A 15,211-nucleotide genomic window follows, 5' to 3' on the forward strand; every position below is an offset into this window, starting at 1 on the left:
ATGAATTTAGATTTCAAAATTAAAAATTTACTTCTGATTTGCCTAATTTTTTTAGGAGTATTCAACCAATATTATTCTCAAATTCAATCTGATTTTAAAACCGGAGCAGATCAACCAGAGTTGTATTTACCATTGTTAAAGGGTAAAACAGTAGGGGTGGTTACCAATCAGACGGGGTTGATGAGTGACAAAACCCATGTAGTAGATTTTTTAGTTAAAAATAATATTAAGGTTAAAGCTATTTTTGCCCCCGAACATGGTTTCAGAGGAGATGCTGATGCCGGTGCAAAAGTGAAAAATGGCGTGGATGTGAAAACAGGAATCCCGATTGTTTCTTTATATGCCAGCAACAAAAAGCCGAAACCCGAGCAATTAAAGGATATCGATATAGTTGTTTTTGATATCCAGGATGTAGGGGTAAGATTCTATACTTATATTTCTACTTTGTCTTATTTAATGGAAGCCGGTGCTGAAAATAATGTTGAAATTATGGTTTTTGACCGCCCTAATCCGCATGATGGTTATACGGATGGGCCGGTTCTGAAGAAAAAGTGGTCCAGCTTTGTGGGAATGCATGAAGTTCCTGTAGTATATGGGTTAACGATAGGGGAATATGGGAAAATGGTGAACGGAGAAAAATGGCTGAAAAATGGAGTACAGGCAAAATACACCCTTATTCCGATGAAGAATTATCATAAAAAAGAGCGTTACGCAATGTCAGACAGGCCATCACCAAATTTGCCTAACGATAAATCGATTAACTTATATCCAAGTTTATGCTTCTTTGAAGGTACCCAGGTTTCTGTAGGAAGAGGTACAGATTTGCCTTTCCAGGTTTATGGTTCTCCATGGACACAAAGTTTGCCTTATCAGTTTACGCCAAGGCCTAATTTTGGAGCTAAGGATCCTTTCCTGAACGGAAAATTATGTTTTGGAGAAAATCTTTCCAACTATCCCGGGGATTTAAGAGAATTAAACCTTGAGTGGGTAATAAAAGCTTATAAAGCCTATAAAAACCCTCAACAGGATTTCTTTTTGAAAAACCTATGGTTTGATACATTAGCCGGAACCGATGAGCTCAGGAAACAAATTATTGCTGGCAAATCGATTCCGGAAATTAAATCTTCATGGAAAAAAGATCTGGAAAATTTTGAAAAAATAAGAACCCGATACGTTATTTATAAAGACTGATTAATCAAAATTTTGAGGCGGGTTTTTATCATTTTTTCCTTTATTTAAAATGAAAAGCCCAACTGTTAGCCCAATCACCCCTGCAAAAGCAGTAAGCAGGGCTCGTTGTAATTTATCAGGCAGATCATTCCCTATATAATTCATTAAAAAAAGGATCACAAATGTGATCACTGAAATGATAATATGATTTCTTCCTAATAACTTCATTGTATTATTTTAATTTATAAGAGATCATTATGCCTCCCCTGTAAGGAATGATTTCTCCGCTTCTGTTAACACCATCTGTTCCATCATAGCGTTTTCCGGTAGTGCTATCATATCCTTTGTAAAAACCTTGAGATGTACCTATTGTGGCGTAAACGTCAAGATTCCAACGGTCAGATAACTGGAATTGGTAACCTCCTGTTACCCCCAGCATAATTGAAAATCCTTTTTGATAAAGATTAGAACTATCAAGGAATTCTCCTTCATTGGTAACATAGGTGCCGCTCCAATAATTCCATTTTTGAAGATTAAAAGCAGAAAGACCAATATTAGCTCCTATATACCAATGTTTAAAAGCTTCCTTGAAATAATATCTTCCTTCTATGGAGGCGGAATAAATCTGTAATTTATGCCCTGCAAAAGATTTCCATGGTGAGATAAAGATATCTCCCTGAAGGGTGTACTTAGGCTTTATTTGTTTTTCTATCCCAATATTTAGTATTCCTATTGGTGCAAATAATGCATTCCCTTTTATGTATAAGCTCTTTTGATTTTCCTGTTCCTGAGCAGTTAGGGTTCCTATTGTTAAAAGGGTCAGGATACTTCCTGTTAATAATTTGTATTTCATCAATGTGTTATTTTATTTAATAGTTCTTCCGCCAGTTTGGAGTCCTTGTTGCTCTGAACAGCTATATTTTTTGCCATTTCTGCGTAATTTTTTGCCATTTCTTTATTGCCGGTAAGAAAATAAAGCTTTGCAAGAATATAAGTGTTTTCAGATGTCTCTCCCCTCATAACAGATTTTTCTGCCCATTCTGTAGCTTTCTTTAATGAAGCTGGTGTTTTGATATGATCAACGAATACCCAAGCAGCTCTTAAAAGTTCATTAGGTTCGAATGCATCAGCGTTTTTATAATACTCTAAGGCTGCCTTTTCATATTCCGGGAAATTGGCGTTTTGCTCATAATACGCAAGCTTTGTCTGATTAAGTTTTGTTGTGGCTGCCTGTTGTCCTACCAATGGTATGGCAGATTTCATGAAATATTCTTCATTGATCCTTTTGTTTTTTTCATCAATGGATTGCTCCACTATTTTGGATAACTTCAGCTGTGCGTCAAATTCTTTATAGGTTTCTTCCGGAAGGTATTTAATAATTTCAGCCTTTCTGGAAGTGAAGGCAGCATAATTACTGTCTTCAGTTGATTTTAAAAAATATAAAAGAAAACCAATTTCCTCTTTTGAAAGCTCTTCCGTCTTTTTTTTTGTTTTCGAAATATCTTTCAGAAGCTTTCTTGGCAAAATCATAGTCTGAAGAAGAGTTTAACTTCATAATATTGATCAGAAACTCAGGATCTTTTTCTCCGCTGGTAAACCGGTCTCTCAGAGATCCTTTCTTGTTACCCGGGGAATTGATGTCCTGCGCCATAGCGATGAACATACTTTCTTCCATATAACCGGTATTTCGTGACACCAGCTCGCCTTCACCATTTAGAAAAAGATAAGTAGGATAGGATCGCACCCCGAATTTTGCAGCAATATCCCTTCCTTCTCCTTTTTCCATATCAAATCTTGCATTGATAAAGTTGGTATTATAATACTCTCCGACAGATTTCTGAGTGAAAACATTTTTTTCCATCAGTTTGCACGGTCCGCACCAGGAAGCATAGGCGTCAATAAAGACCAGTTTTTTTTCCTTTTTAGCCTTTGCAATGATATCCTTGAATGGTAATTCCTGAAATTGGATGGACTCTTGGGCAGAGACGATTACAGTACAAAAAATAGATATCCCGGAGATGAGCTTCTTCATTTTTCAAATAAGATTTGTAGGCGAAGATAATTAATTTTCAAAATATAAAAAGATCAATCTGCAATTGATACCGCTATATTAACTAATTTTAAGACTATCAAACAGCAATTGTTGTAAATGAGTAATGTTTACAGTGATAAAAAATAATTCACTTTATAGTCCTCAATACTTTGTTATAATTTTGCAACTGCTTATTTATATGTGGAAGTAATACAACAATTTAGAGAATCTTGACGATTAATTTTAAACACGCCTTATCCCGGAAATCTATTTATATTACTGCTTTATCTGCCTGCTTAATTGCTGTGGCAGCATTGGCTATTCTGAGTTTTTTAATCACCCGTGATAGCCAGAAAAATACAGAAGACTTTGCTAAGAAGACGTTCTTCCGGAAATATGAATCTATAGAAAAAGAATTCAAAAATATTGAAGACTATCAATATCTGTTACGGGCACTGATCCGGAAAGATGGTTTACAAAATTATAAAGACTATTCCTCGGTATTGAATGACCTGAATAAAAAAACGCAATCTATTAACGGATAGCTGGTATTACTATGAAAATAAAGCAGCTGGAAAATCTGAAAGAGATGGTTTTTTATCAGACATTTTCAGGAACAAGAAGGATATAGAAAAAACAATTACTTTAGAAAATGATGGGGCTGGAGATTTCAGGGATATTTTGGTTACCCATAAAGACAGTTTGTTTTGGGTGAGCTATGATTCTCTGATTTTACCTGATAAAAATGTCCTGTATTATGGATCTACAGTAAGTTTGGATGACCTTCACCAGTATTTTATCAATGTAGATAAAAATTCTAATACCTATGCGTATGTTTTCACCAAAGAAGGCATTTGCATTACCCATCCTGAGAAGAAATATTTAGGAAAGAATATTTTTGAATTTACAGATATTAACCCAAAAGACACTGTATGCAGTACAAGCAGGACCGGATATACCCAGGGAACTGCCACTTCTGAATATCTTGGGGTAGAAGTCACCCGCTTCATAAAACCATTAAAAACGGATAATTTTGAAGGATATACAGTAGTGAACCATGTCAATTTCATCATCGATGAAAATGTATATAAGATTAAAACCTATACAACCTATATTTTTCTGGCGGCTTTATTTCTTATTGTAACCGTTTTTATTTTATTTCAAAGAGCTGCCAATGTTGCTTACCAGGAAAAAGAAAAAATTCAATCAGAAAAGAATCTGTTATTGATTGAAAATGAAAAAATGCATAAAGCGGAAATAATCAACCAGCTTCAGCAGCTTAAAAATAATATCAATCCGCATTTTCTGTTCAATTCCCTGAATTCTTTATATATGCTCATTGGAATTAATAAGGAGAATGCTCAGAAGTTTACCATGAATCTTTCCAAGATCTACAGATATCTTATTGTACCTCCAAAAGAAAATATTGTTTTGGTTTCGAAAGAAATTGATTTTATCCGGAAATATATGGAGCTTTTGAAAAGCAGGTTTGATGAGGAACTGAGATTCGAAGTCATTATTAATGATTCCAAAAGCCTGGAAAAACGTATTCCTTATCTGTCACTTCAAATCGTTACGGAAAATGCAATAAAACATAATGTTGCCACCATAGATCACCCGCTGGAAATCATCATTAGTATTGAAGAAAACGGGATTGTTGTGAAAAATACCTGGCAGCCTAAAACAGAACTTGTGCAAGGAGAGAAGTTTGGAATTAATTATTTAACTCAAATTTATGAATATTTTAGGATTAATTCTCTTAATATTTCTGTAGATGGTGAATATTTCATATGTTTTTTGCCGCTAATGAAGTGAAATTGAAAATCCACTCACTCCCGAAAAATCACCTTTCACTCCCTAATATGATCTATATGATTTTGTATACCTATAGCTTTGCCCGCTGAAACTAAGATATTTACTATTTGGAATGAATCGGATTATTGTAATGAAGAATTACAGACTGGCTCTGTATTTAGGACTTGCTATGGCATCGCCGGCAGTTCTGGCACAGAAAAAGGACACTGTAAAAACAACGAAGGAAAAAACTGAAAAGACAGAACTTTCATCATCAAAAAAAACAAAAAAAATTGAAGACCTGATCAAGAAAGGTACCTATAAAAAAGGGCTTTTCAATACAATTCAGGTAAAAACAGATGTTTATTTTGAAATTCCTGATACTTTAATGGGACGTCAGTTTTTGGTTGTCAACAAACTCTCCCAGGTCCCTATGCAGGTGAATGAAGCAGGGTTGAATAAAGGGATGAATTACGAAAATAAAGTGATTTCCTTTCACCGGGATACGGTAGCCAGAAAAGTTTGGGTTAAAACTTCAGTGGCAAAAGTGTCTTCTCCTAAAAATGATGCTATTACAAAATCTGTAAAAGACAATTTTTCAGAATCTGTCATTGAAGTTTTTGATATTGAAGCTCAAAACAATGATTCTACGTCGGTAGCCATTAAAGTGAATAAAGTCTTTGATGGTAACCAGAAAAGCTTTAATGACGTTCTGGCGAACGTAGGTCTTGGTGGATCAGTGAAATCAAGCCTTTCTTATATCGAAGGCGTAAAGACATTTCCTAAGAACCTTGTTGTTAAATCCCAATTAACCACTTCTGTAAACGAAGGAGGTGTTGATCTGCCGGTGACCTTAGGAGTAACCACTAATCTTGTACTGCTTTCTGAAACCCCGATGAAACCGAGAATAGCCGATCCGAGAGTGGGATTTTTCAGCGAAAAACACTGGGCCTTTAATGATCAGCAGCAAAGAATGGATGAAAAGTTCTTTATTACCAGATGGAACCTGGAACCTAAAGATGAAGACCGTGAAAGATACTTAAAAGGAGAACTTGTTGAGCCTAAAAAGCCGATTGTCTATTATATTGACCCGGCAACCCCAAAACAATGGCGTGAAAAAATCATTGCGGGAGTCCACGACTGGCAGGTCGCTTTTGAGCAGGCAGGTTTCAAAAATGCCATAATAGCCAGAATGCCGGATGAAAAAGACGAAGATTTTGATATTGATGATGTAAGATATTCGGTAATCACGTATGCTGCTTCTCCTAAATCAAATGCGATGGGGCCTTCAGTAGTGGATCCGAGGAGTGGTGAAATTATCGAAGCGGATATCATCTGGTGGCACAATGTGATGACTTCCCTCCAGGAATGGATGAGGATCCAGACAGGGCCTATAGATCCCAAAGCAAGAGGAAATATATTCAGCAATGAGCATATGGGAGAGGCTATCCGGTTTGTATCATCCCACGAAGTAGGACATACATTCGGATTGAAACACAATATGGGAGCCTCCTTTGCCTTTCCGGTAGAGTCCCTTCGTTCAAAAGAATTTACAGATAAAATGGGGGGAACGGCTCCTTCCATCATGGACTATGCACGTTATAATTATGTGGCTCAACCAGAAGATGGTGTTACTGCCATTACCCCTAAAATCGGTATTTATGACAAATATGCCATAGAATGGGGATATAGGTGGTATCCGGATGAATTTTCCGAAAAAAAAGCATTAAGAAGCCTCATCGAAAAGCACCAGGATGATCCTATGTATTTCTATGGTGAACAGCAAAACTACCTGGAAACAATCGATCCGCGTTCACAATCGGAAGATTTGGGTGATGATGCAATGAAAGCCAGTGAATACGGAATGAAAAACCTGAAGGTAGTAGTCAATAACCTTTTAAAATGGGCTTATGAAGACGGTAAAGATTATACAGATGCGGGCAAACTGTATTTGGGGGCTATCGGGCAATGGGATCTGTATACAGGTCATGTCATGGCGAATGTAGGAGGAATTTACCTGAATAACACGGTTTTTGGTAATAAGAAAAAAGCATATGAAGCAGTGCCTGCTGAAACCCAGAGAAGGGCAGTAGATTATCTGATTACAAATTCAATTAATCTTCCGGAGTGGTTATTCTTCAATCCGATTACTGAGAAAACCTATCCTGTTAAAAATTCACCAATGGGGCCATTTGAGCAGACTCCATACACTTTAGCAAGAGGAATGCAGTATGCCAATATCTATTCTTTGTTTGTGGACGACAGGCTATTGAGATTACTTGAAAATGAATTGAAACATGAAGTCTCAGGTTCAAAAGAAGAAATCTATACGGTGGAAAACCTATTTGACCAGGTAAGAAGTGCCATTTTTAATAAAAGAGGAAGCCTTACAATTCTTGAAAGGATGACACAGAAAAATTATGTGGATGCCCTGATTGTTTCAGTGAATAAACTATTTGAAAAAACAGCTGTGAAAAGCCTGAAAACCAGTGAAACACTGAATATGCCGTTGATCTGCAATTATCACGAAGCAGATAAGAATCTCAGAAATATTAATTATTCATCCATGAAAAGGGTTTCTGAAGTAACCACTTATAAAAGGGCAGAGCTGCAAAAAGTACTGGACTTGCTGAACAGGACCAGATACAAAGGAGATGAGGCTTCCAGGGCTCATTACACAGACTTAATCATTCGAATTGAAGAGGCTTTAAAAAAATAATCAACTATGAAGAAATCTCTAATACTTTTACCTCTTTTGGCGGCTCAGGTTGCACTGGCCCAGGAAAAGAGAACCATTACCGGAAAAATAGAAGATGGAAATACCTCTGCTGTCATTACAGGAGCATCTATAAAGATTGAAACACAATCTGTGTCTACTAAAACCGAGCTGGACGGGATTATTGAAAGCGTATCTGTGGGTACTGTAACCGATAAGGACGGGAAATTTATTCTGGAAGTTCCTGCAGATACCAGATCAGTATTGGTGAGTTATCCGGGATATGAGTCCAGGACCATTCAGATCAGTGAAGGGAAAACCAATTATATGATAAGGCTGACTCCTGAAGTTTCAGATAAAAATAAAATACAGGAAGTTATCATCACCGGATATCAGAAGATTGAAAAGCGTAAGCAGACTTCAGCAGTTTCTACCGTTAAAATGGATGCAATTACCCAGGCCGGGGTTGCAAGTGTAGATCAGATGCTGTCAGGCCAGATCGCGGGGGTAGCGGTTACTCCTGAAACAGGATCCCCGGGGAGTCCTGCAAAAATCAGAATCCGTGGAACAGCTTCTTTATCCGGTCCGCAGGATCCGTTATGGGTGATTGACGGGCTTCCTTTAGAAGGAAACGATGTTCCTAATTTCAGTGATAAAGATAATATTGACCAGCTTCAGAATTTTTCTATTGCAGGACTGAATCCTAATGATATTGAAGATATAACCATCCTTAAAGATGCTGCAGCTACTGCAATCTATGGAGCAAGAGCAGCAAACGGGGTTATTTCAATTACAACCAAAAAAGGGAAAAAAGGAAGTCTAAAATTGAATTTCTCCGCAGATACCTTTGTAACTGCCCGCCCTGATTTTGGCAAGCTTAATCTCCTAAATGCATCGGAGAAAGTTGATCTTGAACTGATGCTTGCCAGACGTACCGATTTAACCTATCGCGCTGATAAAGGGGAAGTGATGAGAATTTTAACTCAAAACGGGCAACTTGATGCCTTCAGAAATGGTGGTTTGGATGCATTGAATTCAATGACCCGCCAGCAGATAGATGGTTTAAGGAATAGCAATACGGATTGGGGAAAATTATTGTATAGAAACGCCATCAACAGGCAGTACGGTTTGAGTGTTTCAGGAGGTAGTGACCGTGCAGACTATTACTTCTCATTAGGATATTATGATGAAGAAGGTACAACGATAGGAACAGGTTTTAAGCGTTATAATCTGACCCTGAAAAACAACTATAAATTAAGCGATAAACTAAACGCAGGAATCTCTGTTTTTGGGACCCAAAGTGAGCGTGAGTCATTTGTTACGGATGCTGATGCGTCTATTAATCCTGTAAATTATTCAAGGAATGCCAATCCTTACCTGACTCCTTTCAATGCGGACGGAAGCTACAGGTATGACAGAGATATGGATGGTTTTGATGACCGGTATATTCCTTTTAATTTCCTGGAAGAAAGGGAAAATACCAGCTATACCCTGAAAAACAACTCATTGAAGGCAATATTGGATTTAGAATATAAGGCTTCAAAAAATTTGAGATTCACTTCTCAGTTAGGTATTCAGTATGATGCCAATAAAACCGAAAAGTATGCTGCTGAGAATACGTATTTTACCAGGAAAATGAAGGAAAATACCCGCTATTATAAAGATGGGGGATACCACTATTTCTTACCTGCCGGTGCGGTAAAACAGAACTGGGATAATGATTTCTTCCAGTATAACTGGAAATTACAGGGAACATACAGTACCAAAATTAATTCAAAGCATGAAATTGATTTAATGGCAGGAACTGAAATCCGTAAAACAGAAGATAATACTACGGTTACAAGAGCATTCGGGTATGATCCTGCAACGAGAAGGGCTACAGCAATTGTTTTTCCGAATTCAAGCTTTGCAGCGGACAAAAGGTATGAAACCTATCGTGAAAACCCGCCAATAGAGAATGCATATGCTTCTATGTTTGCTACTGCTTCTTACACCTATGATCAGAAGTATACATTTTTCGGAAGTGTAAGATATGATGGAACCAACCTATTCGGGGTTAATAAAAAGTATAAATACCTGCCAATATGGGCTGTTTCAGGATCGTGGCTGGTGACCAAAGAGAATTTTATGAAAAATATTTCTGCAATTTCTAATCTTAGATTCAGGGCTTCCTATGGTCTTCAGGGAAATATTGACCGTAATACTTCACCTTTCTTTATTGGAGAATATAATGACGCAACGATTCTCCCGGGGATGAAAGAAGGAATTATCAATGTAATCAGCCCTCCGAACGATAAGCTTCGCTGGGAAAAAACAACCAACGTCAATTTTGGTGTTGACTTAGGATTGTTCCAAAACCGTATCAATCTTACCGCAGATATTTACAATAGAAAGGGAACGGATATGATCAGTATGAAAGAAACCCCGCTTGAAACAGGATTTGAATATACAATGATGAACTGGGGGAGTTTAACGAACAAAGGTTTTGAGTTGGCATTGTCTACAAGAAATATCAATAAGGATCATTTCAAATGGACCACTACTATTAACTTTGCCCATAATAAAAGTACAGTATTAAGTGAACAGCCTCGTGACAATTCTTTGCTTCCTTCCAGGGAAGGTCTTCCGGTAAATGCTGTTTTCGCTTTGAAAACAGCGGGAATGGATGAATTCGGAAATCCAATGTTCTGGAAAGGGGATGAAAAAGTATCGGCAGCAGAGTTTTTCAAATTATATGATGTATACGAAGATTTTCTTCCGGGGCAGCTTGTAGATACAAAACTTTCAAATGCTGAACTGAGAAATCTTTTTACATACGTGGGAGATAGAGACCCGAAATTTACAGGAGGGATCATCAATACCTTTAAAATACACAATTTTGACCTGACTGTTTCTGCAACGGTCAATCTGAAGCAGACTGTAATGAGAACACCTTCCTACCGCGGAATGGAATTAGACAGAGGGCGAAATTACACACGGGATATCTACGAAGCTGGTTCTTCTCTTCCGGGAATTACAAGCCCGGATATGGAGACTAACCCAAATGGATGGATGGCAAACAAATGGTTTGCGGGAAACCGTTCCAATGCTTACAGCCTGCTTGATGTTTGGGCAAAGGAAATCAGCTATGTAAGAATCAGCAGTATCCGTTTGGGATATACCCTCCCGAAGGAATTTACAAGTCCTATGGGGATCAGCAGTCTTAGGCTGAGTATTGAAGGACGTAACCTGTTTGTATTCAGTAACGGGTACAAAGGATATTTTGATCCGGAAACCTATGGTAATATTTATGCACAGCCTATTACCAAATCAGTTACAGTAGGCTTTAATGTTTCTTTTTAAAACTTGAAAAATGAGAAAAATAACTACATTCATAGCATTAGCAGTCATTAGCTTTACTCATATAGGTTGTGACCGTTTTTTGGATATTCAGCCTGAAGGGAAAATCATTCCTGCTACTGTTGAAGATTACCGTAAAGTACTTACATCAGCTTACTCAAAATACCCGGTTCATAAATCATTGACAGCACTTCGTACTGATGAAGTGAATCTTGATGAAAACGGAATGGATTTTATTTCTTACCGTGAAATTGCGATGTGGAAAGACTCCAATAACGATTCCTCATCCACGGAGTTTCCCTGGGTAAGTTTTTATGCCGTGAATTTTTATCTGAATCAGATCATCAATGAAGGCAGTAAGACGATGAAAGAATCTCCCGAAAAAAATCAAATTCTTGCAGAAGCCTATGCACTCCGGGCTTATTTATATTTTGATATGGTTAACCTCTACGGGAAGCCATACAACAGTGCTACAGCTTCTACAGACAGGGGAGTGCCTGTCAGTCTGGAAATTGACCTTGAGCAGGTGCTAAAGCCTTCTTCTGTACAGGAAGTCTATCAGCAGGTTCATGCGGATATTCAAAAAGCGGAGGGGCTTATGGTAGAGCAAAAACAGTCAGTGGGTGTCAACTATAGATTTTCAAAAACAGCATTAATGGCTTTCCAGGCACGGATTGCTCTCTATGAAGGAGACTGGAGCAAGGCGTTATACTATGCTGATGAGGTATTGGTTGTAAAAGGAGACCTGACGGATTTGAATACAGCGAATACAGTTCCCAACCATTATGCCTCTCCCGAATCTATTATGGCTTTGGATAATACATGGGATAATTCTATTAAGAACCTATGTTTTGTGTCTCAGGATCTGCTATCATCATACAATAGCTCTACAGACAAAAGGTTTGGAATCTATTTTGAAAAAAATGGGAATAAATACAAGGTCATTAAAGGAGGAAGCTCGGATTTCAGGGTGTCTTTCAGAACGGCAGAACAGTATTTTATAAAATCTGAAGCATTAGTAAAGCTGAATAAAATGAGCGAAGCTAAAGAAACACTTCTTAAAGTTTTGAAGAACAGATATACACCGGACGGTTTTACTGCTGTGCAAAATGCAATGTCTTCAATGAATTCGGAAGCGTTCATGAATTTCATCATGGATGAGAGATACAGGGAATTCGCCTTAGAAGGACAACGCTGGTTCGATTTAAGAAGGACAAACCAGAAAAAAATAAGCCATATGATTAATGGTAAGGAATATATTCTCCAGCAAAATGATCCAAGATATACCATAGAATATCCGATGAGTGCGAAAAAGAACAATCCTAATTTATAAAATTTCATATTAACATTCCTGAAACCGCCAGAATTTAACCGGTCTGGCGGTTTTTTTGTATTTTTGTAAGGTTATGAAAATTGCCATTATAGAAGACGAATTGCTGGCTGTTAATTATCTGAAAGGCCTTTTAGATAAACAAGACATTGTCCCCGTCACTGAAATCGTAATTCTTCGTTCTAAAAAGCAGGCAATAGAATTCTTCGGGAACAGCTCCGCTGATCTTATTTTTATGGATATTCATTTAGGGGATGGGATGAGTCTGGAAATCTTTGAGCAGGTAGAATTGTTTACCCCTGTTATTTTTATTACGGCATTTGATGAATATGCAATGAGGGTTTTCAAACATTTTACAATCGATTATCTCCTGAAACCTTTTGAAGAGGAAGATCTCCATCAGGCGTTACAGAAATTTGTTTCCATCAGGAATAATTTTGATCCGGAACTTACCCTGAAATCAATATCTACCTTACAGAATAGGAGCTCTGAAATCATGAAACGGTTCATGGTAAGAGAAGGCAATAAGCTTAAATCTATAGACGAACATCATACCGCTTATTTCTTTGCTTCCGGAAAATACCTTTTCCTTACTACAATGGATAATCAGACCTATATTTATGATGATACAATTAAGGATATTATTCAGAAACTGAATCCACAGGTCTTTTTTTAAGGTAAACCGGAAGTTTATCATCAATAAAGAAGCAATTGCAGAAATTATCAAACACTCAAGCCAAAAAGTAGAATTAAAACTTTCTCCCAAGCCTGAAGTGAGCGATGAGGTGTTTATCAGTAAAATGCAGATTACTGAATGTCTGAACTGGCTGAAAAATTAAAAAAGGCCTGAAACGGTCTTCGGGATTTTATCATCAATACAAAACTAACATTTACTTCAATTTTAGGTATATTTAAAATAATGAATATACTGATAATTATAATATTAACTTTACAATAAAATTATACATTTAATCCTGTTCGGAAATACAATGTTAAGATAGCTAATCATAATGTTAGTGATGGTTTTAGAAAATATATTGTACAAATTATAAATTTATGAAGTTTATTTTGAGCAATTTAATTATTCAATAACATTGATGGATTAGTAAAAGAGATTAACTAATATATAACCTTAATGAAAATAAACGAAGACTTTATAAAAGAACTGTTGGTCTTTAAAGCCCAGAAAAATCCCGATATGAATGGTGGTCCCAGCAATATCCTTTTGTTTAAGAATTATCTGAATACCATGAAACAATGGTGCGAAACATTAAATTTTGATTTTTCATACAACCTCATGCGGTATAAAGATCGAAATGATCTGATCCGGATCTTATTTCCTGAACTTAGAAAAGAATTACTGGATATAGATTTTTACAGGCTCAACCTGCTTGAAGGAGTTTCCATCAATATAGATCATAGATCCTTTGATTATTTATATCTGTATTATTACATTTACTGGAATATATTAAGGGCAGAATATCCAACTGTTTTTGAACCTTATTTTCATTTGCCCCACCCATATGAATCTGCTTACAGACTTTTGTCAAAGGGTAGTGTGCAGTGTTTTGAAGGATACTTAAGTGTAAGCGTAGATAAATTTTTATTACGAAGTAAGCAAAGATCCCGCTAGTGTAGATTTTAGTTTACCATCTATGGATGATGGGTTTATGGAATATATTGATGCCCAATATAAATTACTGGTACCCGAAGGGAGATACGTAACTGATATATTTGATCAGGAAAAAGTTAATGCAATGTGGGCAGAGTATCAGTCATTATCAGAGAATTCATAAGTTGATTTTTCTTTGAAAACATCCCGTACAGATTAAATATAAGGAATAAAAAATGGAAATTAAAGTTTTCCTATCTGAGAAATAACCTGGGATATCTGTAAATATGGGATATGTGGGAAAAGTCTAGAGTAAATTTTGAGACATTGAATGGGTAATTTTGATTCATCCAAAAGTTTCTTTTGAAAGTCTAAAAATGAGAACAAGAAAAATATATTTTGAATTAAAAAATAATTCATTTGTTGAATCGATTTTGGAACATACTCTTTAATGATGTATTATTCTACACAGATTGATAATCAACGAAATAAAAAAGTTTTTGATGCCACCCTTTCTGAATGGGCATATCGGGTTAGTTACAATATTTCCGAAGGAATTTATACTAGTGATAATGATATAGCTCATTTTGTAACTGCAGATATTCAAGAGGCAATAAACTTTATTGATAGTCAGGTTATTCCTACACTGGAAAATGAATTCTTTAATTCTATTCTTCAAAAATATGGTGGACAGAATAACTTTGAAAATACTGTTTATTACCAAAGTACAGAGTATTTAAAAATATTAAGTATCGGAGGTGAATTTTATGATGATAATAAAGAAGTTTTAAAATACTACTTTATAGAATTAAGAAATTTATTTCAAAATGCTCTTAATTTAAATATGCCATTTGAAACTTGGGTAGATTAGTGATAGAGGAGTATAGGTTAATAATTGATAACCTATTCATCTTCCTGAAACATTACAACACCACAAGAAACTAAGTAAATGCCGAAAGTAAAGTAAAGGCGGAAGTTATTAAATGAAACGACTAAATTAAATGTTGATAGAGGAATTAATATTCCTACTGTGATAATGTTGCTATCCAGGGTAAGTTGGAAGCCGAAAATGTAGTAATTATCCTATAACAAAAAAACCTCTGACTAATCAGAGGTTTTCAAGTGGTTTCTCCAGGAATCGAACCAGGGACACATGGATTTTCAATCCATTGCTCTACCAACTGAGCTAAGAAACCATTATATTTTTGTTTGTCTTAC

15 protein-coding genes and 1 tRNA gene are annotated in these 15,211 nt (G+C 36.4%); 11 read left to right on the plus strand and 5 right to left on the minus strand.

Annotated elements, in window-relative coordinates; all coding sequences use genetic code 11:
* On the plus strand, positions 1-1,191 hold the full coding sequence (locus tag HX13_RS04535; RefSeq protein WP_050020462.1) for an exo-beta-N-acetylmuramidase NamZ domain-containing protein: 1,191 nt from the start codon (positions 1-3) through the stop codon (positions 1,189-1,191).
* On the opposite strand, the gene HX13_RS04540 is transcribed toward HX13_RS04535, so the two are convergent.
* From HX13_RS04540 to HX13_RS23410, 4 genes are read right to left on the minus strand one after another with little or no spacing between them, the layout of a single operon-like run.
* On the minus strand, positions 1,192-1,398 hold the full coding sequence (locus HX13_RS04540; RefSeq protein ID WP_050020078.1) for a hypothetical protein: 207 nt from the start codon (positions 1,396-1,398) through the stop codon (positions 1,192-1,194).
* A 4-nt stretch (positions 1,399-1,402) separates the two neighbouring features.
* Complete coding sequence (locus HX13_RS04545) at positions 1,403-2,023, minus strand: DUF3575 domain-containing protein (RefSeq protein WP_050020079.1); 621 nt, start codon at positions 2,021-2,023, stop codon at positions 1,403-1,405.
* A complete protein-coding gene (locus HX13_RS23405; RefSeq protein WP_238555028.1) occupies positions 2,023-2,694 on the minus strand; it encodes a hypothetical protein in 672 nt (223 codons plus the stop codon). Before HX13_RS23405 ends, HX13_RS04545 begins: the two co-directional genes overlap by 1 nt.
* Positions 2,591-3,202, minus strand: a complete 612-nt coding sequence (locus HX13_RS23410; RefSeq protein ID WP_238555029.1) for a thioredoxin family protein — start codon at positions 3,200-3,202, stop codon at positions 2,591-2,593. Before HX13_RS23410 ends, HX13_RS23405 begins: the two co-directional genes overlap by 104 nt.
* Before the next feature lie 230 nt (positions 3,203-3,432).
* On the opposite strand from HX13_RS23410, the gene HX13_RS23415 reads away from it, so the two are divergent.
* The 10 genes from HX13_RS23415 (at position 3,433) to HX13_RS04585 (ending at position 14,864) form a co-directional block, all read left to right on the plus strand.
* The gene (locus tag HX13_RS23415) at positions 3,433-3,747 is read left to right on the plus strand and encodes a hypothetical protein (protein WP_238555030.1); all 315 of its coding nucleotides are present in this window, start codon (positions 3,433-3,435) and stop codon (positions 3,745-3,747) included.
* Positions 3,748-3,913: 166 nt separating this feature from the next.
* Positions 3,914-5,017, plus strand: a complete 1,104-nt coding sequence (locus HX13_RS04555; RefSeq protein WP_238555031.1) for a histidine kinase — start codon at positions 3,914-3,916, stop codon at positions 5,015-5,017.
* A 112-nt stretch (positions 5,018-5,129) separates the two neighbouring features.
* A complete protein-coding gene (locus HX13_RS04560; RefSeq protein ID WP_050020080.1) occupies positions 5,130-7,715 on the plus strand; it encodes a zinc-dependent metalloprotease in 2,586 nt (861 codons plus the stop codon).
* Positions 7,716-7,721: 6 nt separating this feature from the next.
* On the plus strand, positions 7,722-11,054 hold the full coding sequence (locus HX13_RS04565) for a SusC/RagA family TonB-linked outer membrane protein (protein WP_050020081.1): 3,333 nt from the start codon (positions 7,722-7,724) through the stop codon (positions 11,052-11,054).
* 10 nt (positions 11,055-11,064) lie between these two features.
* Complete coding sequence (locus HX13_RS04570; RefSeq protein WP_050020082.1) at positions 11,065-12,384, plus strand: RagB/SusD family nutrient uptake outer membrane protein; 1,320 nt, start codon at positions 11,065-11,067, stop codon at positions 12,382-12,384.
* Positions 12,385-12,457: 73 nt separating this feature from the next.
* The gene (locus tag HX13_RS04575) at positions 12,458-13,057 is read left to right on the plus strand and encodes a LytTR family DNA-binding domain-containing protein (protein WP_316931237.1); all 600 of its coding nucleotides are present in this window, start codon (positions 12,458-12,460) and stop codon (positions 13,055-13,057) included.
* A 46-nt stretch (positions 13,058-13,103) separates the two neighbouring features.
* Positions 13,104-13,220 (plus strand): hypothetical protein, encoded by a 117-nt coding sequence (locus HX13_RS25950; protein WP_316931261.1) that lies wholly within the window; start codon positions 13,104-13,106, stop codon positions 13,218-13,220.
* A gap of 296 nt (positions 13,221-13,516) precedes the next feature.
* Positions 13,517-14,014 (plus strand): hypothetical protein, encoded by a 498-nt coding sequence (locus HX13_RS04580; protein ID WP_050020083.1) that lies wholly within the window; start codon positions 13,517-13,519, stop codon positions 14,012-14,014.
* A gap of 22 nt (positions 14,015-14,036) precedes the next feature.
* Positions 14,037-14,177, plus strand: coding sequence for a hypothetical protein (locus tag HX13_RS22420; protein ID WP_157837408.1), 141 nt, complete (start codon positions 14,037-14,039; stop codon positions 14,175-14,177).
* Positions 14,178-14,444: 267 nt separating this feature from the next.
* Positions 14,445-14,864, plus strand: coding sequence for a hypothetical protein (locus tag HX13_RS04585; RefSeq protein ID WP_050020084.1), 420 nt, complete (start codon positions 14,445-14,447; stop codon positions 14,862-14,864).
* Between the two features lie 252 nt (positions 14,865-15,116).
* Here the strand turns inward: HX13_RS04585 and HX13_RS04590 are convergent.
* Positions 15,117-15,189 (minus strand) — tRNA-Phe (locus HX13_RS04590).
* Positions 15,190-15,211 lie beyond the last annotated feature (22 nt).

The organism is Chryseobacterium sp. P1-3 (genome assembly GCF_000738495.1).
In the GTDB taxonomy this organism is placed as follows: Bacteria; Bacteroidota; Bacteroidia; order Flavobacteriales; family Weeksellaceae; genus Chryseobacterium; species Chryseobacterium gallinarum.